General features: G+C 65.4%; 18 protein-coding genes. 4 read left to right on the top strand and 14 right to left on the bottom strand.

The annotated features are described in order from the left end of the window. Positions 1-61: 61 nt before the first annotated feature. From EYW47_RS05130 to EYW47_RS05100, 7 genes are all read right to left on the bottom strand, one after another. Positions 62-1309: an acyl-CoA dehydrogenase family protein gene (locus tag EYW47_RS05130; protein WP_133193797.1), complete on the bottom strand. Its 1248-nt coding sequence runs from the start codon at positions 1307-1309 to the stop codon at positions 62-64. 131 nt (positions 1310-1440) lie between these two features. Further along, positions 1441-2436 (bottom strand): acrylyl-CoA reductase family protein, encoded by a 996-nt coding sequence (locus EYW47_RS05125; RefSeq protein ID WP_240763551.1) that lies wholly within the window; start codon positions 2434-2436, stop codon positions 1441-1443. Between the two features lie 145 nt (positions 2437-2581). Further along, positions 2582-5062 (bottom strand): mechanosensitive ion channel domain-containing protein, encoded by a 2481-nt coding sequence (locus EYW47_RS05120; protein ID WP_240763550.1) that lies wholly within the window; start codon positions 5060-5062, stop codon positions 2582-2584. Between the two features lie 304 nt (positions 5063-5366). Beyond that, positions 5367-6011, bottom strand: coding sequence for an NAD(P)-dependent oxidoreductase (locus tag EYW47_RS05115; RefSeq protein ID WP_133193794.1), 645 nt, complete (start codon positions 6009-6011; stop codon positions 5367-5369). A 119-nt stretch (positions 6012-6130) separates the two neighbouring features. Continuing rightward, complete coding sequence (locus EYW47_RS05110) at positions 6131-6598, bottom strand: Rrf2 family transcriptional regulator (RefSeq protein ID WP_133193793.1); 468 nt, start codon at positions 6596-6598, stop codon at positions 6131-6133. Positions 6599-6691: 93 nt separating this feature from the next. Continuing rightward, positions 6692-7171 (bottom strand): BCAL1086 family glycoprotein, encoded by a 480-nt coding sequence (locus EYW47_RS05105; protein ID WP_240763549.1) that lies wholly within the window; start codon positions 7169-7171, stop codon positions 6692-6694. Between the two features lie 47 nt (positions 7172-7218). After that, positions 7219-7767 carry a GNAT family N-acetyltransferase gene (locus EYW47_RS05100; RefSeq protein WP_133193792.1) on the bottom strand — a complete coding sequence of 183 codons (549 nt, stop codon included), beginning with the start codon at positions 7765-7767 and terminating at the stop codon, positions 7219-7221. 63 nt (positions 7768-7830) lie between these two features. Between EYW47_RS05100 and EYW47_RS05095 the strand changes: the two genes are divergently transcribed. Together EYW47_RS05095 and EYW47_RS05090 are read left to right on the top strand one after the other, a co-directional pair. Then, positions 7831-8412, top strand: coding sequence for a DJ-1/PfpI family protein (locus EYW47_RS05095; RefSeq protein WP_133193791.1), 582 nt, complete (start codon positions 7831-7833; stop codon positions 8410-8412). A gap of 183 nt (positions 8413-8595) precedes the next feature. Continuing rightward, the gene (locus EYW47_RS05090) at positions 8596-8919 is read left to right on the top strand and encodes a hypothetical protein (protein WP_133193790.1); all 324 of its coding nucleotides are present in this window, start codon (positions 8596-8598) and stop codon (positions 8917-8919) included. Between the two features lie 76 nt (positions 8920-8995). On the opposite strand, the gene EYW47_RS05085 is transcribed toward EYW47_RS05090, so the two are convergent. Beyond that, positions 8996-10822 (bottom strand): sensor histidine kinase, encoded by a 1827-nt coding sequence (locus EYW47_RS05085; RefSeq protein WP_133193789.1) that lies wholly within the window; start codon positions 10820-10822, stop codon positions 8996-8998. Positions 10823-11255: 433 nt separating this feature from the next. On the opposite strand from EYW47_RS05085, the gene EYW47_RS05080 reads away from it, so the two are divergent. Further along, positions 11256-12458, top strand: coding sequence for an ammonium transporter (locus tag EYW47_RS05080; RefSeq protein WP_133193788.1), 1203 nt, complete (start codon positions 11256-11258; stop codon positions 12456-12458). A 121-nt stretch (positions 12459-12579) separates the two neighbouring features. On the opposite strand, the gene tssF is transcribed toward EYW47_RS05080, so the two are convergent. From tssF to EYW47_RS05050, 6 genes are all read right to left on the bottom strand, one after another. Beyond that, positions 12580-14448, bottom strand: a complete 1869-nt coding sequence (gene tssF / locus EYW47_RS05075; RefSeq protein ID WP_133193787.1) for a type VI secretion system baseplate subunit TssF — start codon at positions 14446-14448, stop codon at positions 12580-12582. Positions 14449-14553: 105 nt separating this feature from the next. Next, complete coding sequence (locus tag EYW47_RS05070; RefSeq protein WP_133193786.1) at positions 14554-14817, bottom strand: PAAR domain-containing protein; 264 nt, start codon at positions 14815-14817, stop codon at positions 14554-14556. Positions 14818-14902: 85 nt separating this feature from the next. Then, positions 14903-15310, bottom strand: coding sequence for a hypothetical protein (locus EYW47_RS05065; RefSeq protein WP_133193785.1), 408 nt, complete (start codon positions 15308-15310; stop codon positions 14903-14905). Beyond that, complete coding sequence (locus EYW47_RS05060; RefSeq protein WP_133193784.1) at positions 15303-16940, bottom strand: type VI lipase adapter Tla3 domain-containing protein; 1638 nt, start codon at positions 16938-16940, stop codon at positions 15303-15305. Before EYW47_RS05060 ends, EYW47_RS05065 begins: the two co-directional genes overlap by 8 nt. Positions 16941-16942: 2 nt before the next feature. Continuing rightward, complete coding sequence (locus EYW47_RS05055; protein WP_133193783.1) at positions 16943-19054, bottom strand: T6SS effector phospholipase Tle3 domain-containing protein; 2112 nt, start codon at positions 19052-19054, stop codon at positions 16943-16945. Positions 19055-19066: 12 nt separating this feature from the next. Further along, complete coding sequence (locus tag EYW47_RS05050) at positions 19067-21868, bottom strand: type VI secretion system Vgr family protein (protein ID WP_133193782.1); 2802 nt, start codon at positions 21866-21868, stop codon at positions 19067-19069. A gap of 1238 nt (positions 21869-23106) precedes the next feature. Between EYW47_RS05050 and EYW47_RS05045 the strand changes: the two genes are divergently transcribed. After that, on the top strand, positions 23107-24522 hold the full coding sequence (locus EYW47_RS05045; protein WP_133193781.1) for an MdtA/MuxA family multidrug efflux RND transporter periplasmic adaptor subunit: 1416 nt from the start codon (positions 23107-23109) through the stop codon (positions 24520-24522). The last annotated feature ends 5 nt before the right edge of the window (positions 24523-24527 follow it).

Below are 24527 nucleotides of genomic sequence, written 5' to 3'. Positions count from 1 at the left end.
TCAGTGCCCTTGACCGCGACCCGCGCAGTCCTGACAAATGTCGCGGTCAAGGGCGCTTCGCTCAGAAGTCGGTCGTGAGCTTGCCCGCAGGCAGGCACGGGTGGCGCTCGAGCGACGCCTCGCCCGCGCGGCGCACGGCGTCGCGGCCGATCACCGTGCGATGCACCTCGCTCGAACCCTCGCCGATCTGATTCAATTTCGCATCCCTGAAGAACCGTTCGAGCGGGAACGCCTTCAGATATCCGCGCCCGCCGGTCAGTTGCAGTGCATCCGTGCACACCTTCATGCCGAGATCGGTCGCGTGCATCTTGGCCATCGAGGCCTGCACGGCGGCGTCGGCATCGCCGCGGTCGTAGCTGGCCGCCGCGGCGTCCACGAGCGCACGCGATGCCTCGATCTGCGTGATGGCGTCGGCGAGCATCCACTGCACGCCCTGATGCGCGCCGAGCGGCTTGCCGAATACGTCGCGCTCGCAGCAGTACGCGGCGGCAATTTCCACCGCGCCCATCGCCCGGCCCAGCGCCATCGACGCGTGGCCCAGGCGCGCGCGTACGAGCGCGTCCTGCGCGAGCGCGAAGCCCTCGCCTTCTGCGCCCAGGCGCCAGCGCGCGTCCACGGCCACGCCGTCGAATGCGAGCTCCGCGATCGGCACGCCGAACCAGCCGAGCTTGTCGACGGCGGGACCGGCACTCAGGCCCGGCGCATCGCGCGGGATCAGCAGCGCGACGAAGGGGTCGTCGGGACTAGCGCCCGCCGACGCCTTCTCATCGCGGCAACGGGCGACCACGACGAACCAGTCGGCCACGTTCGCGCGCGTGATGAACTTCTTGCGCCCGCTCACGCGATACCCCTCGCCCGCGCGCACGGCCACCGTCGCGAGATTGCGCACGTCCGACCCTGCCCCCGGCTCGGTGAGCGCGAAGGCCGCCTGCAGGCGGCCCTCGCACAGCGCGGGCAGCAACTGGTCCTGCACGGCCTCGGACGCGCCCGCGACGATCGCGCGGCACGACAGGTCGGCGCCCGTCACGAGGGAGGCCGCCGCGCTGCACACACGGCCGAGTTCCTCGACGAGGCGAATACGCAAGCGCTGACGTGCCTCGCTGCCGCCGAAGCGCCGCGGAAACGCGGTGGCGACGATGCGATGCTCGACGAGCAGACGAAACGTCTGAGCGGCGAACGTGTCTTCGCGCGCGACGGTGTCGGCATCCGGTCCGATGCGCTCGCGGCAAAGACGCCGAGTCGTCTCGAGCAACGTGCGCTCGTCGGGATCGAGGGCATGCAGGAAGCGCTCGCTGAATAGGCGGGTCATAGGGTGTCTCCTTGTTTTTGAACGGCGGCGGGAAAGACAGAGGGCGTGTCACGACGGCGTGCCGCAGCACGCTGGTCAGGCACGGCCGGTCAGGCACGGCCAGTCAGGCACGGCGGCTCAGTGAAAGCCGCTCAGTGAAAGCCGATGATCGAGCGCCCGCGCGTCTCGCCGCGCACCTGGCGCTCGCAGACATCGAGGACGTCGTCCAGACGGATCACGCGGGCGATGGCATCGAGCCCACGCGGACGCAGGCCGCCCGCGATGCGGGCCCACACGGTCTCGCGCAGCGGCATCGGACTGTTCGCGTTGATGCCGATGAGTTGCACGCCGCGCAGGATGAACGGCAGCACGCTACCGCCGAAGGCATGGCCGCCCGCATTGCCAAAGGCCGCGATGGGCGCGCCTTCACGCATCGTGGAGGCGAGCCACGCGAGCGTCTCGCCGCCCACCGAGTCGAGCGCGCCGGCCCAGCGCGCATGACGCAGCGGCTTGCCCGGCGCCTCGACGGCGCTGCGCGGCAGCACGCTCGCCGCACCGAGGCTGCGCAGCCACGCCGCCGCATCGTCCTTGCCCGTGATGGCGACGACCTCATAGCCCGCGGCGGCCAGCATCGCGATGCCGAGGCTCGCGACGCCGCCCGTCGCGCCCGTCACGACAACGGGGCCCGCGCCGGGCGTGAGGCCGTTGTGCTCCATCCGATGAATGGCGAGCGCAGCGGTGTAGCCCGCGACGCCTAGTGCCGCCGCGTCGAAGAGTCCGAGCCCGGCCGGTACCGGCATGACCCAGTCCGCCGGCACGCATACGCGCTCGGCAAAGCCGCCGTCGTGCTCGACGCCGATGCCGAAGCCGTGCACCATCACCGCGTCGCCCGGGCGAAAGCGTGCGTCGGCGCTCGCCTCGACGATGCCGAACGCCTCGATGCCCGCGACGCAAGGCAAGCGCCGCATAATGGGCGCGCTTCCGGTGACCGCGAGTGCATCCTTGTAGTTGACGCCGCTGTGCACGGTGCGGATTGCGACACCGCCAGCGGCGACGGCATCGAGTTCGGCAGTTGCGATCTGCACGAGCGCGCCGCGTGCGCGCCCATCCGACTCGGCCACCTGAATCGCGCGGATCGATGAAGTCACGCTCTCGCCTCCGGCAAGTGAATGTTTGCCGGTCATGTTCGCATAGCGGTGCGCGGCGCCGAACAGAATGGCGAATCTGTTTCGCTCTGCGAAATGTGCCTCGAATCCACGCCGCAGGGCAGCGCGCAGCGTGTGCGAAACGCGCTCAGGTCCGCCCGGCAGCGGGAATTTGTGGCGGCGCGCCCTCGGGGCCCGCCGTGGGTGGCGGCGCCGGACGCGGTTCGTGCGAGGCGTCGCGCGTCACGCCGCGCGCCGCCGAATCCGCATGCGCGCTCACGCCATGGGCCGCCGCGGGATCGTGACCCACGTGGTCCCCATGTTCCATGTCTTGCGCGCGCGGCTCGTCGAAGCGCTCATCGTCCCCGCTGCGCGAGGCCATATGCACCTGCATCTGCGGCACCGGCATCTGGATGCCGGCCTCGTCCATATGGCGCTTCAAACGTGCGTTGAACGCGCGCGCCACGCTCCACTGCTGCAGCGGACGCGTCTTGATCTGCCCTTTCACGACCATCCAGTTCGGGTCGAAGCGGTCGAGCCCCCACACCTCCACGGGACCGAGGATTTCGCGCCGGTAACGGAAATCGGCGATGAGCTCGGCGCCCGTCTCGCGGATGATGCGCGTGACCGTGTCGAGATCGACCGAGAACGGCACGCGCACCTCGAACACCGCGAACGCGAAATCGCGCGAGAGGTTCTTCACGATCTTGATCTGCGAGAAAGGAATCGCGTGGACCGCGCCCTGCCCGTCGCGCAGTCGCACCGTGCGGATCGACAAATGCTCGACCGTGCCGGCATGGCCGTTGTCCAGATCGATCCAGTCGCCCACCGAGATCGTCTCCTCGATGATGATGAACAGTCCCGTGATGAGGTCGGTCACGAGCGACTGGGCGCCAAAGCCGATCGCGAGACCAATCACGCCCGCCCCGGCCAGCAGCGGCGTCACGTTGATGCCGAGATTCGCGGCGGTGACGATGCCCGCGATCGTGAGGATCGTCACGAGCAGCGCATTGCGCACGAGCGGCAGCATGGTGCGCGCGCGCGTGCTGGGTGCGCGGCCCTTCGTGCGCGGCCCGCTCGGATTGAGCGCTTCGAGGATGGCGGTGTCGAGCACGATCCACACGAGCCACGCGAGGAACACCGTCACCAGGATCGCGAAGATCGCGTGCGCGATGCCGCGCGCGGCCACGCTCGCCTCGATGATCGCCGCGAGCGAGATGTCCCAGAGACGCGCGCACGACTCGAAGAACGCGAGCCACACGAACAGCACGAGCAGCGTGCCCACGAAGCGCAACAGGCGGCGCAGGTACGGCGAGCGGCGCCGCACCCGCGTGGGGTTCGGCCGCGTGATGCGCATGATCACCGCCGATAGGAAGAACGCGAGCACGAGCAACAGCGCCGTGACGACCGAGATCTGCAGCACGTTCTCGTTGCTGCTCAACCCGCCAAGCGTCGCGACGATCGACGCGGCGGCCAGCAGCAGCATCGGCAACTGCCAGAGCGAGGCGAGCACATCGAAGATTTCGGTCAGCGCCTTGTGACCGTGGCGCAGCGTATAGCCGCGGTTGCGAATGAGATGCGCGACCGGGCGCCGGAATGCGATCGCGAACACGGCCGTGAGCACGGCGGCGGTCATGTTCGCGAAGGTCGAGACGAGCGCCGCCAGGCTCACGCCGAGCTGATGCGCGACTTCGTAATTGGTGGCGGCATCGCCGAGCGCGGCGAGCACGCCGATCGCAAAGAGCAGACGGCGCGAGTCGCGGATCAGCACATGCACGGCGGCACGCCGATGCCCCGCGCCGAACAGCGAGAACATGATCAGGCAGATCGCCGAGAACACCGCGCCGGCGACCATGGCATAGGCGATGACGAGACCCAGCGTGCGCCCGAGCGCCTGGGGCATCGACCGCTCGACCACGAGCGCGCCAACGAAGGCGACGATCCATGGCGCCACGCGGTGCAACGCGAAGAACACCAGCTCGAGCGTGGTGGGATTGGGCCGCAGACCCGTCGCCATCGACAGGCGCCGCAGGAGCCGCCGCTCGAGCCAGCGCAGCACGGCGGCGCACGCGCCCCAGCCCACCAGCATCGCGACCATGTCGAAGACGATGCGTCCCGGGCTCTCGCCCTCTCCGCCCGACGCAAGCGCATAGATCTCCACGCCTGCCGCGCCGAAGCGGCCGGCCCAGTAGTGCAACGGGCTGCGTCCGCGGCGGGCGTCCGACTCGACCGAGGCGAGTCCCGATGCGATGGCGCCGAGCAGGCCCGAGGTTGCCGTGGCGGCGCCCGAGGCCGGCGCGGGCGCGACGTCCTGCGAGGCGCTGCGCAGCTTCTTGAGCTGGGAGACGAGCGCATTGCGCTGGCGATCGTCATCGAGCGTGGCGATCACGCTGTTGAGCGAACGCGTGAACTCGGCCTGGCTCGCCGGCGAGGGTGCGGAAGCCGCCTGGGCCGCCGAGGCGCCCGAGGCCGACGCGGGTGCGCCCGTGATGAGGCTTTGCAGCGCGGGCAGCACGGGCACGGCCGCCGCCGCGGGGCCAGCCGCCAGCGCTTTCACGGGCAAGCCGGCACCGACGCATAGCGCAAGCCACACGTATAGCGCGAATGCGTGACGCAAAAGCCAGTGCATGCGGTCCGCCGTGACGGCGGCGCGTGAATACGGGCCGCAATCCCTTGCGGGTGACGCAAGCGATGCGGCAGGTTGCGCCCCCGCATCGTCCCGTCCGGAGCGTGAAATCATGACGAAGGGGCTAAATCAGGACGCTTCAGTGTAGCCGCAGTCGGCATACGCACGCGTCACGGGTGCGTAACAGAATGCAAGCGTCCAGCGCGAGCGCCCCGGCCCGCGCCCTTTCACGCTCTTGCGCCCACTTCGGTTGAGCGACCGGCCCATCAAGCCGCCGATTGCCCAGCCGATCGAGCCATTGCGCCCTTCAATACGCCACGGTTGCAATCTGGCGGATGAAGCGGCCCTGCTCCAGTTCGTCGACGAACGCAACGGCGTAGTCCTCGGCGGAGATACGGCTTTCTCCATTGGCGTCGGCGATCAACGTGTTTGCCCCGGTGCGGAACGTACCGGTACGCTCGCCCGGCGCGATCAGCGCGGCCGGCGCGAAGCAGGTCCAGTCCAGATCCGTCACCTTGCGGTATTCGTTGAACGCGATGCGGTGCGCAAGCGCGATCGGCTTATAGGCATCGGGGAAGCCCGCGGTATCGACGAGCTGCACGCCCGGCGCGACTTCGAGCGAGCCCGCGCCGCCGACCACCACGAGGCGCTTGAGGCCCGCGGCCCGCGAGCCTTCGATGAGCGCGCGAGTCGCCGCCTGGAGGTCGTCGAGCCGGTTCGCGGGCGGCGCGTAGGCGCTCGCGACCACGTCGTGGCCACGCACCGCCGCCGCCACGTTCGCGGCGTCGAGCAGATCGGCCTTCGCGGCGTGGACGTTCGGCGCCGCAGCAACGCGCTCGGGCTGGCGCACCAGCGCGCTCACCTGATGGCCGCGCCGTGCCGCTTCCGCGGCAATGCGCGAGCCGATCATGCCGGTTGCACCAAACAAGGCGATCTTCAGTGACTTGCTCATTTCCTGACTCCTGTACGAAATATTTATGTAACTATATTAGTTACAGATAAAGGCCCAAAAAACGGGGCAACGCCCCGTCAGGATATCCATCTGCACTTTGCGCACAGACTTCGTCGGTCTCACGCCCGCCGCGGCGCTCTCGGTGCACGCGCGCGTTCGAGCTTGCGCTCGTTGCGCTGCATGTCCTCGACGACCTCGGCAAGCGTGCGCGTCGCGAGCGACGCCTCCATGGCGCGCTGCGCGTCGCTGATGATGCCGCGCAGCGTCTGCTGGATCTGCCGCCCCACCATGCAGTCCGGATTGGGCTCTTCGCGATGCATGGCAAAGAGCTGCGCGTCGTCCACCGCACGGTAGATGTCCAGCAACGCGATCGTGCGCGGCTCGCGCGCCAGCAGCGCCCCGCCGCCCGCGCCAAGCTGCGACGCCGTGAGCCCCGCATTGGCGAGCATCGTCAAGAGCCGCCGGATCAGCGCGGGATTCGTGTTCACGCTGCCCGCGATGATCTCCGAGGACAGCGGCACGCCCTCCTGCAACGCCAGCAGCGCGAGCACATGGACCGCAAACGCAAAACGGCTACTCGTATTCACAACACACCGGTCGCAGGAATCACGGCGAGATAAAGTGTAACCATCATAATTACATTAATTCCGCCCGTCAACCGCGAGCCCTCGCAGCGCCGGTCATTGGCTGCGGTCCGAAGCCGGGCCAGCCGCCGCTGCGCCGCTCGCAGCCCAGCGCTGCAGCGAACTGCCCGCCATCGACAGGCCCGTGCCAGTAGCCGCAGCCGCGTTGCCGAGCATCGAGTGGGCCGCGCTCGCCGCCGCTTGCCACTGCCCGCGCGCCTGCGAGGCGAGCGCGTCGGCCGAAGCGCTCGCGCCCTCTGCAACCGCTGCGCTGGCGCCCTCGCCTTGCGACTTAGGCTGTACCTGCGCTTGCGTCTGCGAAGCCGCCTGATCGAGCTTGCGCTGCGCGGCGTCGAGCTGCTGATTCACGTAGCTGGCGGCCTTGTCCAGCGTCTGGGCCGCCTGCGCGGCGGCCTGGCTGGCCGCGAGCTGGGCAGCCTGCTGCGCGGCGTCGGCTGACTTTTTGCTCAGATCGGACACCGTCGCATTCTGTTTGTCGCAGCCTGCGGCAAGCGCCACGCACAGCAGAACCGGCACGATGCCCAACCGTTTTGAAACCCGTTTTGAAACCTTCAAAGACATAGTCATCCTGAAAAAGATGCCGCACCGAGCGGCTTGCAAAGATGAAAACGCGGCAATGATACGCTGCCGCGCCGCACGATCTCTTCTGCGACCAGCGAAAAACCCGCGCACTCGAACACGGGGCGCGCCAGCGCGCTGGCGTCGGTGTCGAGCGTGCTTGCCCCCGCTTCGCGCGCGAGCACCTCGAAGCGCGCGATGAGCGCGCGGGCGAGACCCCGCCGCGTCCAGTCCGGCGCGACGTAGAGCATCTCCACGTGATCGCAGGGAAACAGCTGCCCGAACGCGACCGGCTTGCCCGCGTGCTCGGCAACGAGCGTCACGCCACGCGCGAGACGGGCGTCGAACGCGTCGAGGTCGTCGGCCGCCGAAGCCCAGGCCGCGCGCTGCCCGGCGTCGTAGTGGGGCGCCGCGAGCGTCAGGATGGCGGCGCGAAACAGCGAGGCAAGCGGCGCCGCGTCTTGCTGCGCCAAGTACGCGCGCCAGAGCACGGCGTCACGCGCGCGCTGGGTGTACGGATCGGCCGTGCCGGCCTTCGTCAAATCGTCAAGCATGCAGGAGTAGACTGCGTGGGCACCCGTTCCGTTCCACCGTCCCAACACCACAGGAGCCAGGCGATGGCAGCCAAGAAGATCCTCTTTCTCACGGGCGATTTTGCCGAAGACTATGAAACGATGGTGCCATTTCAGGCGCTGCAGGCCGTGGGCCACAAGGTCGATGCCGTCTGCCCCGGCAAGAAGGCCGGCGAGCGCATAAAAACCGCGATCCACGACTTCGAGGGCGACCAGACCTATACCGAAAAACCGGGCCATCAATTCGCGCTGAACGCCAGCTTCGACGAGATCGATCCCAAGGACTACGACGCGCTCGCCATTGCGGGCGGCCGCGCGCCCGAGTATCTGCGCCTGAACCCGAAGGTGATCGAGCTCGTGCAGCACTTCGCGCACGCGAACAAGCCGGTCGCCGCGATCTGCCACGCGGCGCAGTTGCTCGCCGCCGCCGAGGTCATCCGCGGCAAGCGCATTTCGGCCTACCCGGCGTGCGCGCCCGAAGTGCGGCTCGCAGGCGGCGAATATGCCGATATCGCCATCGACAGCGCCGTGACCGATGCGCCGTTCGTCACGGCACCGGCCTGGCCCGCGCATCCCGAATGGCTGCGGCAATTCCTCGCATTGCTCGGCACGCGCATCGAGCCCTGAAGTGTCCGCCGCGCGCCGCCGCCGTGCGCGGATGGCGCGCCTCATCTGCCGGCATCGCCCGCCGGGCCGTGGCGCGCGTGTCTGACAATCTTTAACTCAAGCGCGCGAAGATTCAGACCACTCTGATGTCAGTCAAACCCCGCACTTCCGACAATATCGTTTTGATTGCAGGAATGTGCGGCGATGGATCTGACGGATTGGGTTGTTTTACTCGCGATTGTCTTGATGGCAATCGCATTCTTTTGCAGGCGCACGAGCCGGCGCGGGACCTCGGCCGAGCGCGCACGCCACGCGCGCGGCACGCGCATGCTGATTCAGGCGGGCATCGCGCTGTGGAGCGCCCTGTTCATGCTCGAGCGCACCCTCGTCTCGCCGGGCAGCATGCCCATCGGGCATCTGAATCCTCACGCGGCGCTGGCCGTCGTGCTCGCGCTAGCCGTCGCGGGTTGCCTGTGGTCGATCCGCGGCCGCAGCCTGCTCAAGCAGCGACGCATTTTCGCCTGCTGACCCGGATGGCGCCCCAGGCAGTCAGCCGCGTTCCTGTCGAACCCAGGCCGGCTTCCTGCACGGCCCCCTGAAGGGCCTATCGCCCCGCCCGCGGCCAGCCCGCAGCCGGAGCGCCGGCCACGTCCGCGCCGCCCGGCACGCCGTTGCCGGCCGCCGCCACCGACAACGCCGCGCCGCCACCCGGCACGCCATTGCCAGCCGCCGACAACGCCACGCCGCCGCCCGCAGAGTTTTCGGTCGTGCCGTCGCCGTACCGCTCACGCGAGCGCTCGTGCGCGGTCACGAGCGCCGCAGCCACGCCTGGCGCCGGCGGCACGACGGCAAGCGCGTCGGGCAGCGAAAGATAGAACGTCGTGCCCTCGCCTTCGACCGATTCCACCCAGATACGCCCGCCATGCCGCTCGACCATGCGGCGCACAAGCGCGAGACCAATGCCCTCGCCGGGCGCGACGTTGCCGTGCATGCGCTGGAAGGCCTGGAACAGGCGCGGCTTGGCCACCTCGGGAATCCCTAGACCGTTGTCGCGCACGTAGAAAATCTGCAGCGTCTCCACCCCCGGTGGCGCGCTCGCCGTGCCGATCTCGACGCGCCCCTCGCGCGAGGGATCGAGATAGTTCAGCGCATTGCCGATCAGGTTTGCGAAGACCTGCTCGAGCGCGGTGGGGTCGCCCCACACCGGCGGCAGCTCGCGCACGCTCACCTGGGCGTTGCGCGCGCGCACCGACGCGTGCATAGCGTCGACCACACGCTGCACCAGCTCCCGCACGTTGACGCGCTGCCGCCGGTACTCCACGCGGCCCACGCGCGCGAGCCGCAAGAGCGCGTCGATGATATGCGAGGCGCGCAGCACCGCCGTCTGCAGATAACGCAGCGCCTCGCCGATGTCCTCGTTGATGATCCGCTCGATGCGTGCACGCGCTTCGGGATCAAGCGGCGAGCGCGCCACGCGCTCGCGCAAGTCGTCGCAGGCGTGGTTGAGCTCGCGCGAAAAGCCCTGAAGGTTCACGAGCGGCGCGCGCAAATCGTGCGACACGCTGTGAATGAACATCTCGTTTTCCTGGGTCTGCTGGCGCAGATTCTCGTTGATGCGCGCGAGCTGCTCGGCACGCCGCGCGAGGTCGGCCTGAAAGCCAAGCTGCAGCCGCTCCGCCTCAACTAGCCGCTGGCTAATCTGATGCAGCGTGAGATCGAGCTCGGCGATCTCGTCGTTGCCGGTCGCGAGCGGCGCGAGCGGCTCGTTGCCCGCGAGCCGCCCCGCGTTGTCGGAAAGCGCATTGAGCCGCCCGCGCACGCCGCGCGTGAAGAGCCAGACGGCCAGCGCGACCAGCGTGATCGAGCCGATCACCGCGGTCATCATGAGGGACTGCTGCTGGGCGCGGGCCTGCTCGGCGAGCGTCACGCGCATCACGTCGAGGCGCCGCTCCTCGGTCTGGAACGAGGTGACCTGGGTGCGCACGCGGTCGAGCGCATCGAAGTCCGTGGAAGCGCGAAAGCGCTCGATGAGCTCGGCGCGGCGCCCCGAGTGCAGCAGATCCTGAATGCGCTCCGACCACTGGCGATAGGTTTGCACCGCATAGCGGATCTGCACGGCGCGCTCGACCTGGGACGGATTGTCGGAGACGAGCTCCGCGAGCCGGTCGATGCGCTGGTCGACATCCATCCACATCTGGACCGGCGTCGAAAACTGCGCATCGCCGGCGGCCACCGCGCCGCGCAGTTGCACCGACTCGACCAGCACCGGCTCCAGCACGCGGTTCGCTTGCGCGAGCACGGCCTGGCTGTGCTGGCCCCAGAACTCGGCGCCTTCCGCGTCGGCCTCGGCCTTCACGATAGCCGATAGCAGCGTCAATTCGAAGACGGCTGGGATCGCGATCAGCAGCAGCCCTTTGGTGGTGAGGCGCATTGAGTGGCGGTTCGGGGCGTCCGGACGACTGAGGAAATAGTTCGACCATTATGTCGGCGTTTGCACCCCACGTGCGCCCTAAGTGCCGCATTCCCGAGCCCGGCATCCGCACCGCCCGCCCAATCATTTCGAATCACCGACAAGACGTTGGAATGGAAAGGAAAATCGAATAACTTGCCCTGATCTGGCGCGCAACTTCACCAACTTGGCGCGCTGGCACTGCAAATGTGCCGGGTCGCCTTGCACCCGCAGTGTGCGCACGCATTTCGTGCGCGCAATCGCGGCGCACGCCGTAGCCGCTGCGGTGCACGCACGCACCGTCAAAAGGCTTGCCTCCCTGCGCCGCTCACCAGTTTGGCGCGAAGCTGGCCCGCATCTTGCTCAGTGTGCGCCTATTTATGCGCCCATTTTGGGCAAGGGGCAGGACGCAAGGATGGACAATCTCAAGACCGGTACCGACACGCTGTTTCTGCTGCTAGGCGCCGCCATGGTGCTCGCCATGCACGCAGGGTTCGCGTTCCTCGAACTCGGCACCGTGCGCAAGAAGAATCAGGTCAACGCACTCGTGAAGATCCTCGTCGACTTCTCGGTCTCGACGATCGCGTACTTCTTCATCGGCTACACCCTCGCCTACGGCGTGCAGTTTTTCTCGCCTGCCGACGTGCTCGCCGAGCACAACGGCTATCAGCTCGTGCGCTTCTTCTTCCTGCTCACCTTCGCGGCGGCGATCCCGGCCATCGTCTCGGGCGGCATCGCGGAGCGCTCGAAGTTCAACCCGCAGCTGTTCGCGACCTTCGTGATCGTCGGCTTCATCTATCCGTTCTTCGAAGGCATGGTGTGGAACAACCGCCTGCACTTCCAGGATGCGATCACGCACGTGTTCGGCGTGCCGTTTCACGACTTCGCCGGGTCGGTGGTGGTGCACGCGTTCGGCGGCTGGGTCGCGCTGCCCGCCGTGCTGCTGCTCGGCCCGCGCCACGGGCGCTATTCGCGCGATGGACGCGTGGCCGCCCATCCGCCCTCGAGCATCCCATTTCTCGCGCTCGGCGCCTGGGTGCTCGCGGTGGGCTGGTTCGGCTTCAATGTGATGAGCGCGCAGACCATCGACAAGATCAGCGGCCTCGTCGCCGTGAACTCGCTGATGGCGATGGTGGGCGGCACGCTCGCCGCCTGGCTCGCGGGCCGCAACGACCCGGGCTTCACCTATAACGGACCGCTCGCGGGGCTCGTGGCCGTATGCGCGGGCTCGGACGTGATGCATCCGCTCGGCGCGCTGGCGACGGGCGCGGTGGCCGGCGTGCTGTTCGTTTACATGTTCACCTGCGTGCAGAACCGCTGGCGCATCGACGACGTGCTCGGCGTATGGCCGCTGCACGGCCTGTGCGGCGCGTGGGGCGGCATCGCGGCGGGCATCTTCGGCGCGCACGCGCTGGGCGGAGCCGGCGGCATCTCGCTCGGCGCCCAGATTGTCGGGACGATTGCCGGCATCGTGATCGCCTCGCTCGGCGGCTTCGCGGTCTACGGCGCGCTGCGCGCCACCGTGGGCTTGCGCATCGATCAGGAGGACGAATATAGCGGCGCCGACCTGTCGATCCACAAGATCACCGCGACGCCGGAGCGCGAAGCGGTGTCCTGAGGCTTCGGGGCGCGTGGGCGGCGTCGACGCATGGCGCGCCGCCCACGCAAGCAGTGGCAGCGAGGCGCGCCAACCTGCTGGCGAAAGGCTCTATTCGCTCATGAATCACAAGGCCCCAGCATCAAACCAGCGGCACAACACCAGGCAGAAGTTGGCCTCGGGCCAACTCCGCACCATTGTTGGCCGAGACGATGACCAGTTGAACGAAGCTATGTGCTGGTGCGTACCGGACGAATACGCTTTCGAGTACTCGCGCATAGACGGCAAGCGGCGAACCACCCAGAGCGCCCTCGTCGATCGCGAGCCGCACCCGTTGCCCTCGAACCATTCTGGACTGGAGCTTGTCCACGACCCACTCGCTCACGGTCTCGCGGGTGAGTCCGACGATGGCACTGATCTGCTGCTCGCCCGATGGCGCGCCTAGGGGCACGTGGCCCTCCATCAGCGACTTCAGGGCAGGCAGGCCGGACTGGTCAAGATTGAACGGGCCGGCCGACAGGCTCTGGATGAGGTTCCAGTAACGGTTGCGTGCGAGCGGGCGCGGCGCACCGTCGGTTGGCTTGTGGAGCAGCGTGATTTTGCCGACAACGGAACGGTCCGGGTAAGTAAAGTCCCCCTTCGGGTCGCCCCATTGCATCGACGACGGCAAGTCGCCGTTGCTGCAGACGAGCATGGCGTCGATCTGTTCGTCGCGCGGCGGCTCGGTCCCCTCGCCGCGTCCGTCAACGAACGAGAGGACACACTCCGAAGCACGGCGCTGCAATTCGGAGCGAGCCTCACGCTGCGCTAGCCAGTACAGGGCCGGCCTTCCGGTCGTGGAACTGCCGAAGCCCGCATGATGCTCAAGCGAGTAAAACGGCTTGATCTCTCTTGACGACGAACTGCCGCCGCCATCCCGTGCGCCTCCATCCCGCGTGAGCCGCACCGATTTCACGGCCCATACGGCGGTCGCGGCCGGCGAAACAGTCTGCGGCACCAAAGGCCAGGCTGGCAGCGTCACGTCCTTCAGGGCGATCGGTTCCGCCGCGCAGGTGAAAAGGTTCACCACCGGCGTGCAGCCCATCCTGAAGTTACTCGCCGTCAATCCCGCCAACGACGTCGCAGCAGCCGTATCGGGATGAAGGCCACAGACGGGCACATGAAGGGTAAGGCGTCGTATCGCGCCCCGGCCGTTTTGAATCTGTCCCAGATGGAAGTCCAGGAAGTGAAATTTTTGCGGATAGGCGAAATATTCGAGCAGCAGCCGGTATTGGGACTTCCCGGCGTCTGGGCGCTCGATCAGTGCTTCTTCCTCGCCGAAGCCGGCGCACGAGACGGGTATGGCATCCAGCACACTCCAGCGCCCGCTCGAATCGACCTCGACAAAGGCAGTCCTGGCCCTGTGGATGAGCGCGTCGATGAGCGATGCAGTGGCCATCCCGGATGCATCGACGAAAACCCGCGCGATCGCCGGTGCCGCACCGGCGAACGCGAACGTTTCGGGACGCACAGAAAAACTGATTGAGAAGACGCCACTCGCGCCCTGGGGCAACTGCACGCTGGAGGGCACCGCGGACGGCAACCGATAGATGGCCTCATCGATACGCAGTGGCGCAAGCGTGACATCGTAGATGGTCCGGAAGCCGTAGGCGCCGGGCCGGGTCGTCAGATGCGTGCCGCGCTTGATCACGACCGGCTTCTGCAGGCGGTCGACGGCCGCGTTCGGCTCGAAGCACGCGATGGAGCACGATGGGAACGGCCGAAGGAACTCGGGGTACAGAACCTCGAGCAGCGGCGCGGTGAAGTCGGGCACATCGTCTTCGAGGCGCTCCCGCACCCGCGCATTGAGCAACGCGGCTGCCTGGATCATCCGTTCGACGTGCATGTCCTCCGAGTGCTCCCCCGTCATGGACAGGCGTGCGGCCACGCGCGGATGACGCGCGCCGAATTCTGCCAGCCCGCGCCGCAGTAGAAGAAGTTCCCGTTCGTAACTAGTGATGAGATCCGACATCAGCCACCCTGGCCTGTTGCTTTAGCCGCACGTCGTGGACTGACTGGCGATCAATCGCGCTGCGCATGCGGGCCTGCCACCCCCTGCGGCGGCCGCCCGACCCTATCAAACTATTCCCGACGTAGCAACGCTGGAAATCAGCGTCGCGCCGCATGACGTTCTGTGGCCGTCAAATGCCACAGCACGGCCGTCGATCTGTACCTTTTCATCGCCCTCGATAATCCGGCAATCGTTGTGTCCCGGCTTCGGACACGTACACCGGTCCCCAACGCATGCCACGGCGCGGCCCAAAACCACTGAGCCGTCCTGCCCCGAGACGACCTTGCCGCCGTGACTCGTCGAGTCGCCCACACGGATTACGCCACGCATGACGCTTTCCTCCGGCCGCCAGGTGGTGCTCGCCTGGCACCGATTTCGGCCACAAGCACGCCACCTTGTCCAATAGAGACCGTACTCATGCGAGATTGCACACGCCTGGAGAAACGAAGATCCATGTGATCAACGCAGCCGCGATATAGCTTGCGACGATGGCGAGAGCGAATCGCGACCACGTCAGCCGAAACCGCGTTTGCCGGCTGCCAATGAAGACCACAGCGACGTACGCGAGAAGCACCATCCAGAACAGCCCCGGCGAATCCGTTGCCGCGACGGCGGGCCCGCCAACGCCGATAAAAAACGCCCAGAACACGGCGCCCACGAGTTCCCGGCAATAGAGCGATGAGTAGCCAAGGATCGCGGCGCCAGCGACTGCCGCGCCCGCGACCGCCAGCAAGAAAAATCTCGCTCGTATCGACGTAGCGGGCGCTATGCCCGTTGCGCTCGCGCGATCCTGCGATCGCGACTCTTCAGAGATATCAGTCATTTGATTTGTATTCGAACGGGTTGTCGCCCTTGGCGGCTGCGTAGCGCTTCTTTTCTGCATCCGAAGGTGGCGTAACCGCGATGAATTCGGCATAGCCGTTCGGATTCCGATTGACCACCACGCTCGATTTCCCGTCTCCGTATCCGGCCATCAAAGAAAGGCCGAGTTGGACCAATGCGGAACTCACACCAGTATTGCCGAGCCGGTAGCCAATGTCGAACCCTTCCTTGACGTTTCCCGGCGAAGGCGCATCGGCCTGCGCGCCCAGCGCCTGCGTAAGCGGGATAACCCAATCCCTCGCGCCGGTCGTGTCGAAGAACACACGCGCTGGATGACCGGTCGACCCGTCGGCTGAAAGTACCGTCTTCCAGCCTTGCTGAAGTGCCGCCGCCTGCTCCTGCTCTCGCAACGCAGATCCATGGTCGTCAGTGAAGCGGACCCGCACCGGCCGGTGAATGTACCCGAGCACCGGCGAGTCATCGAACTCCTTGAGCTGCCAGGTTGTCCAGCGTACCGGCGTCCAGACATCCGGTCGAAATTGACCCGGCCCCTTGTTTTCCGTCTGATGCCAAAGCGAAGGCAAACGCGATCGCCACCATGCAACGCTCATGGTATGTGGCTTGACGGGGTCGCCGACACCGCGTGCCTGCTCGTCAGCGACATACTGATCGTCATAGGAGGTCGTTTCTTCCCAGTAGAAGTTCCAGAGTTTCACCAGGTCGTACTGCGTTTCGCGCGTATCCACGCTATCAGGCTCGTTGACCGCGAAGGCATGCATCTGCTCCACCCGCTCCGGGCGCGTCACGAGGAGCGCCACGTTACTGTCGAATACCTTCGGCACGACGGGCACGTTCGCTGACTGGCCAGCACCGGGTTTGCCGAGCAGCTTGCGCACGACCATCCCATCGGTACAGAAAATCAGCGCGGCCGGAACCTCAGGGTTCGCATCGAAGAAATGGAACACGTCGTCGAGTGAAAGGCCCGCATCGTTGGCCGCTTGCTGGACCAGAAATAGATGGAACGGCAAACTCCCTTCCTGTCTTGCGCGGCTGATCGAGACCGCGGCGCCGAACGGATTGGCGGCATCCTTGGGCGGGCCGAACACGAACACCGGCAACGGTGTGTATTCGACCCACTCTCCAGCACCCGCGTGTAGCGCCAGGCCGATCCGCAAACGTGAGTTGCTCGACAAAATAGTTGGGCTCGAAGGGTAGTCCGCGGGGACGTTCGAGTAGATCGATGCGTGGGTATCGGCCTTCGCGAGTATGTGTTGCCAGATCTCATCCTGACTGAGTTCGTCGACGGTGATGCCAAGCCCCCTGACCTGCAGGCTTGTGAGCGGGATTGCAGCCGCGCCTGATGATGCTTCACCGGTTGAGCTGGATGTTGCCGGAGCTGACACCCTCGACTGGGCATCTACCGCACGTACGCCACCGGTGAGCCACATCGTGGCCCCAACGATCGCGAGCAGCACTGCAATAAGGGATGCCTTTCCCGCGGTACCGAATGACGACATTTGCGAAGCTTCTCCTGAGCCAACTGAAGCGTGACGGAGCAGTTCAAACAGAATCCCGATGAACACCAGTCCGAGGACCGCAAGCAGGACGAGCCGAAGATTATTGATTTTCATGACTATCCTCGCGGCAGCGAGCTAAAGTCCCACTTGAAAACGGGTGTGACCGGTTTCTCAGGGTTCGAGCGCTGGTCTTCTGTCTGGCTCACCACAAGACCAGGAGGCTCTTTGGGCACCGCCGCGTCAGGCAGCGTGCCGGACCAGTAGTAATCGCTCGCCAGCTTGACCATTTTTTGCCCGTCAGGCGTCAAGCTCGAAAACTTGGCGAGCGAATGGATGTCTTCGTATGAGCTTTTCCAGTCGGCAATCGCAATCCAGAGTTGCTGCCAATCCTTGTCATCAAGTGTCCTGGCCTGCCCGAGCGCGACATCCATGGCCGTACCCCATCGCTGATTCCATGGATCACGCAGGATCGCCGAGTGATAGGAGTTCGCCGTGAACACGCCCGTGCGATTCAACGGGCCGTACTCGCCCTGCTTGATCAACGACGCCTCATCGCCTGACATCCGCGCTCGTGCTTCACCCGGCGTTTCTTCGCGCCAGGCCGTGATATGCCCGAAGCCATCGTTGACCATCTGCACGTTGCTCGTTTGATCGTCGAGACTCTTGCCGGCGTTGAACTGCTTTTGCAGACTCTCGATGGTCGAACCGGACGAGATCGGCAATGGCTTCCATTGGAACGCAGCATATGAGTTACCCAGCGCGAGATCCTGAGTGACAGCGTCGGGCGCTTCCTTTCCGACCTTGTGTTTCAGTTCTCCGCCGTGCATGCGCGGAACGAACGCCGGTGTCAGTTGATCGCCGTTGATCGTGCGTTTACCGATAGCCGGAATGTCTACGACTTGTGGCTTCGCGCCAACGAGGATCGTGGTCTTTGCGGGGTCCGGCACCGCCCAGACACGTTGCCGGAAATTCAGTTTCTCGAGCGCCTTCATGGCGTCGCTGGTGTCGGTGGCGCTTTGCGGCCTCGTGTGGTTACCGTCCCAATAGTAGTTTTTTGCATCCACGGTGTCCGCAATGCCGTGGGTGCCGATACCTTGCACGATCGGGAGATCCACCGTCGAATCGGACGGACAGAAGTACAGGTACACACGGCCTCGATTGTCCCGCTCGTCAAACGAAACCGGCTTGCCGTTCTGATCGAGCCGGCTGCCTTTGGTCGGGCTCCACTTGTGACCCGCGCGGCCACCGTGGTTTGCACTGTCTACGCAGAGGTCCTTCAAGGGAGGAAGCTGGTGAGGACTCCTCGTCACCTCGGAGACGATGTTGACGAGCGTCTGCAATTTTGCCTGGACCGTCTGGCGTGGGACATAGGCCTGGGAAACCTTCGAGAAGAACAGACTGTCGTTGAGCGAATAGGGGCTATCCACGAGGATGAGACAGTCCGCGTAGCGCTTGCCCTGGTCATGCAACAGTGCCTGTGCCAGCAAGCTGACGATCGTCCCCTGGCTGTGCGCCATCACGGTGATCGTCTCGTCTGGCGCAACCTCCCGGATTTCGGCAATCAGCATTGCCAGCCGCTGGGCGGCGAACACCTGATAGCGGCGGTCCGGACTGGCCCCCGAGAACTGATAGTTGTTCATCTGGTGAGCGTTCATCAATGCCCGGGTCGCCCAGGTCGATGTGAAACCCTTCCCGAACATATCGGGAATGCTCACGGTCGCATTGTTGAACATTCCACCAGCCTTCGCGAAATGCGCATCGAGACGATTGCCGCGTACATCCTGATATTGCGTACGCAACCTGGCAGGATTTCCGCTCTTGTCCTTTTTGACTTCTGCCGGGGACGCCCGGTAGCCCCAATAGAACGGGATGAATACCGAATGAGCCGATACCCCGTCACGCTGATACAGATAGGTGTCCGGATCACTCGCGATCACGTTCATTTGCGCATTGCTTTGTCCCTTTGCCCGTTTATCGAGTGCATCCTTGTATTGGGCACCGTACTCGCCCTTGATCATATCGGCCCGGTCAAGCCGCTCGTTAAGTCCCTGGCAGAGTCCTTCCTCTACCGTCTCGTAGTTCGCGCCCGGATCGTTCACGCCGTGCGAGAAAATCAGCACGCCTGGCAAGTCGCGGGGCCGGGCGACGTTGCGGTCGTTCGACCGGTTTGACATCGTCACGCCGGCTCCCGAGCCGATTGCTTTTGTGCCCTTTGCTGTATCGGTCATGGTCTTCTCGCCTCAAAGTTCTGACCGAAGGATGTCGATCTTCAGGATGCGCATCGCATCGTCTTTGACGACACTCGTCAATCCTTTCGCGTCGGTGACGCCCTCGATCACACGGCCATCGTCCGTCGTGATCCGGTAAGCCTGATTGGCCGCCGGCAACGGCGCATCGGGCGTGTCGCCCGTGTAATGCAGCCGGAAGCGCTGGTCCGTCGGCTGGTTGTTGAAAGCCGCTTTGGGTGCGCCTTGCGTCGACGGGCCGCCCCATTGGTGAGACGCGGACAGCAAATGGATATCGCCGCTTGTTCCCAGCGTGATGCCGCCGCCTCCGATCTTGACGTAGCTACCGTCTTCGGCAACGAAGCGGACCGTCGGTGCGCTAAGGAGGATCTCGCTCTCGTTGCTGCTGATCTGGACGCCCTTTTGCGCACTGACGGCCAGCGCATCGGCCTGCGACTGCACGGTCACCGGCCCTTCTCCGGCCAACACCTGAACGCCCTTTCCTCGAGCAAACAACTGCATGCCCTGCCCAGCGGTTGCATTCAGACGTTGCCCGCTCATCAGTTGAAGATGCTGCTGCGCGACCTGATCGATGTTCTCGCCCGCGTAGGTGACGTGCGTCTTCGGCGTAACGTTGACGGCTCCGTCCTGGGCACCCAAGGCGATGAGCGCTTGCGACGCGCCTGCAGTGCTTGCGGCCGACCCGCCGGTGCCATTGCCCGGCGACCAGCCCTTGACGGCATTCGCGACGGCACTTTGCCCGGTTCCGTCCGCCGCCTGGCCGCCGTGCTGCCCGGCATAGTCTCCGAGCGCCTTGAACAGTTCCGTGCATTCGCCCAGCAACTTGAGCAGCTCATCCCGCTCCATCTGGCCACCTGTGGCTTGGGAACGCGCATAGGTGGTCAGCAGAATGCCCTGCGCCGCGCGAACAGCAGCCGCGGCATCCGTGCGCAACTCGGCTCCTTCGCCCCGGTCCGCCCCCTTGCCGTCGGTTCGAGGCTGCGTCAGATACCCGAGATTGAGCTGCGAGTGCGCGTGCTCGCTCGCCAGCTGCGCGCTGATCTGGGACGGCGTATCGTCGAGCCGCAACTGGTTGTATCGCTGTCCCTGGATTTCCTGCGAGCGAAGGCCAGTCAGGTAGCGGTTGCCCGGCAAACCACCCGTGCGGCTGAAGGTGGCGGGCATGTTTTGCCCGTTCGCGAAGACACCGGCGACGTACATCCGGTCCGGGTCGCCATTCATGAAGTCGAGCAAGACTTCCATGCCCCCGCGCGGCAGCACGTGCTGTCCATAATTCGCGCCCGCCCACCCGCCGAGGACCCGCACTGCGGCGCTATCGGCAGGTGTGCCCCGGGTGCCGGCACCACTGGCATGCGCATGGTCGGCCTCATCGAGACCCTGGATCTGGACGAAGATCCGGCCATATTCGTCGCAATGAACCTCTTCGCCGTCGGGCACCACCACCACGCCGGTGATGGGATGGACACGCGGCAAGTCGACTCGCGGGTCATATATCGGCGTGAGTGGCGTGCCGCGCGGCACGCCGGTGAAGGTGTTTTCGTAACGGCTGGACTCCGAAGCGTCGAGCGTCGCGGGCCGCATACGGGTATCGACCGATACCGGTGGCGAGTCGAAGTGCCACCGGCTGGCAGTGAAAAGCCCCTGCGCGCGCTCGTTCAAATCCTTGGGCAGGTTATTTTCACCGCGGTGATGCAGCGTCGTGACGATCACGCGCCGATCGACCTCCTGCAAGCGGTCGAGCTCCGGGTGACCCGCGACGGCCACCCATGTACCCACCGCGAGGTTGCGCACACCGCTGGCGCCGTCCATGCGCACGGCCTGCGCGCCGTGAGCCATCAGACGCGCGCGCCCGAGGCGCTGGTTGTCGTCCGGGGAATCCGCCATATGGGGAGCGTCGATTCGCGCATCGGATAGCAGCCGGGCAAGATCGTTACCGGCCACGCCCTGATCGACGCGCGTGGGAGCCTGCAGCGTGTCCATCTGGCTGGGCTTGTAGTCCCAGCTGGCACGGCGCACGGAACCGGCCACAAGCTGCCGGCCCGTCGTAAGCAGCGTGATGGAGTCGCTCATGCCGATGGCCGCGTCGGCGTGCCAGGAAACCGTACCCGCGGGCGACTGCTCGAGCTTGATGACGTTATCGAAGAAAACCAGCGTGTGAAACGGCTCTTCGCTCAGGTCCGAGCCCCCCTCCTGCGCGCCTGCCTTGATGAACCACGCGATGCCTTCGCGCCGGCATAGACGCCGGATAAAATCCGCGTCCGACTCGTCGAACTGCAGAGTCTGTTCGCGAACCGGATATTTAGAGGCATCGAGGCGCGACACGTCGATATCGAATGTCGCCGCGAGCGTGCTGCTTCGCGAGCGCCATTCTCGGACCAGCGTCTGGATAATATCCAGCGTGCTTTGGGTGCGGAAAATCCGCGTATTGGCGCGGCGCTCGAGAATCGAAAGCGCATCGCGCACCACCAGTTGATAGGTCGCGAGTGAGCCATCCGACTCGCCTTCATGCGCGTCCGTAACAATCGCGCAGATTGACTGTAGCGTCCCTTTATCGGTCATCAATTGGACCGTCACCGGCTGGCCCAGAAAATTCTGGAGTGCAATGCCGTTGCTTGTCGAGATACAGGAAAGCCGTCCTTCGATGCCCCCGCACAGGTCCTCACGAATGTCCAGACGCTGAAGAAACAACAAGCCGGCAAGGTCCTTTTGAGAGGCACGCCAATATAATCTGAACGGGCGCGTGTCCTGCGACGGGAGCGCGCCAATAAATACACGCTGGATGGCGGTAAAGTTCACGAACTGCTCCCCGGTAGAATTTCGGCTATATGCGCTTTAAATTGGCAACGACACTGCAGCCGCTTATGCCAGCGCGCTTATGTCAGCACCTATGCCAGCGCAATAAATGCTTGCGTCAGAAAATCGCGCTGAAAATATCAGGCAAGTGAGTTGCTGTCAAATTCCGCCAGGCGACCATCAAACAACCTGCATTTATTTCCGAATTATTAGTGGCGGGCGACGAAAAGGAAAATTATTCCGTCTGAAGCCAATGTTTTTCCATGCAGGGTGAATTTCCCCGGTAACACCAACTAAGCGTGCGAGAGCACAAGTTCCCGCACCCGTCGTTGTTGCGACCAATGGAAAAAAAAGCGCCACGTGTGAACGTGACGCTTTGAAAAGTTCTAGCCATTCCGAGGGCCGTGCTAGAACCTGAGAGACGGTATTCGACCGCTGGACCGGGACGCTGGGCTGGCCTCTGAATTTATGCAAAATGCATACTTCGAGACACTTAAAAACCCCGCAAGGTTCGCGGGGTTCTCGGTTCAGGCCGCTATGCGAAACCCTTGCCAAACGAGCCGAGGCGACCGGCGCCCGGTATGTCCAGAGCGCCTCGGAGCCTCCGAGGTCAGGTCGAAATCAGGTTGAATTTTTTATCCAGCCGCTGACTAAGTCAAGCAAAATCTCGCCAGAATACGCGAACCATCAAACATTTCTCCCCAATTTCCCGCCCGCGTCTGCCGCATCCGTGTTCTCCCATGGCCCGTCACCCCTTCCTACAACAGATGGGACGAGCTGTAACCGCCGTAACGTCCCGAAAGATACAGGGCTGGACTGTAACGGAGACACCGACGTAGCATCATGCTTTTTGGCTGCATTGGCTCCCGGCCTGACATCGGCTAGCCTCGCGCCGGCCGCCGCAGGTGCGCAGGTGCCTTTGCGCGGCGAGCGCGCAGGGCGCTCAAAGGCATCGGCGCGGCAACGCGCCGGCAACCCACGCCGACAACCACGCCGGTCGCTCGCACCAGTCGCCCGCGCCGGTGGCCGTATCGTCAGGCGTCAAGGCCGCGGACGGCCCGCGAGGCGGCGCTCAACAAGCACCTGACATCAACCTTGCGGGCGTCTCGCGTAGCATCGCGTCATACGTGAGCGGGCGTGGCCGAAGGTGGTGGCGCACACCGCCCTCGCCGACCGCTCGCGCACCCGACCAATCCGCTCAACCGACAAGCACGTCACCGATTTCGTTACCGACCTGACCGATGGATAAAGAAGAAAAGCGCCCGGATTCCCCTCGTCGAGATACGCCGCCCGCCCCTGCCCCTTCGGGGGGCCCGGCGCCGCGCAAGAGCCGCGGCAAGCTGATCGCGCTCGCCATCGTGCTGATCGTCGCCGCCATCGCGCTGCTGCGGTGGCAGCCCTGGAACAAGAACCCGAGCGGTGCCGCCAGCCCCGCCGCCGCGAGCGGCGCACGCATGCGTCACGGCGGCCCCGGCGCGATGGCGAACATGCCGCAGCCCGTCAGCGTGGCAACCGCCAGGGCCGGCGACATGCCCATCGTCATCACGGCGCTCGGCACGGTCACGCCGCTCGCCGACGTCACGGTGCGCACGCAACTTTCCGGCACGCTGCAGAGCGTGAACTTCGAGGAAGGCCAGATGGTGAAGAAGGGCGACGTGCTCGCACAGATCGACCCCCGCCCCTATCAGATCTCGCTCGCCAACGCCGAAGGCCAGCTCGCGCGCGATCAGGCGCTGCTCGCCACCGCCCGCCTCGACCTCAAGCGCTACCAGACATTGCTCGCGCAAGACTCGATCGCGAGCCAGCAAGTGGACACGCAAGCCTCGCTCGTGAAGCAGTACGAAGGCACCGTCAAGTCGGATCAGGCCAACATCGACACCTACAAGCTCGACCTCACCTATGCGCGCATCACGGCGCCGGTGTCGGGGCGCGTGGGCCTGCGCCAGGTCGATGCCGGCAACTACGTCACGCCCGGCGACACCAACGGCATCGTCGTGCTTACGCAGCTGCAGCCGATCAGCGTGATCTTCACGACCTCGGAAGACAATCTCCCGAGCATCATGAAGCCGTTGCGCACGGGCACGAAGATGTCGGTCTCGGCCTACGACCGCAGCAACACCACGCTGCTCGAAAGCGGCTTCCTGCAGACCATCGACAACCAGATCGACACCACGACCGGCACCGTGAAGCTGCGCGCGAGCTTCGCCAACGACGACCAGTCGCTGTTCCCGAATCAGTTCGTCAATGCGCGCCTGCTCGTCGACACGATCCACGACGCGGTGATCGTGCCCACCTCGGCGGTGCTCAACGGCTCGCAAGGCTCGTATGTCTATGTGATCAAGCCCGACAACACCGTGACCGTGCGCCTCGTGAAGGTCGGCCCGGTCGACGCCGAGCGCACCAGCATCGCCTCGGGCCTCGCCGTGGGCGAGCGCGTCGTGACCGACGGCTCGGACCGCCTGCGCGAAGGCTCGACGATCACGATTCCCGCCGAGCGGCCCAAACATGCGTCGGGCGCCTCAGGTGCCTCAGGTGCCTCAGGTGCCTCAGGTGCCTCAGGTGAGAAAGGCGGCGCCTCATCGGCCGGCGCGGCGTCGGGCGCCTCCGGGGCTCACCACGGCCATCGCCGCAAGGCCTCCGGGGCTGAGGGCCAGTAAGCCGC

Source organism: Paraburkholderia silviterrae (genome assembly GCF_004353915.1).
Lineage (GTDB): Bacteria > Pseudomonadota > Gammaproteobacteria > Burkholderiales > Burkholderiaceae > Paraburkholderia > Paraburkholderia silviterrae.
Note: the sequence above shows the minus strand (reverse complement) of the source record. Positions and strands in the feature narration are given on the sequence as shown.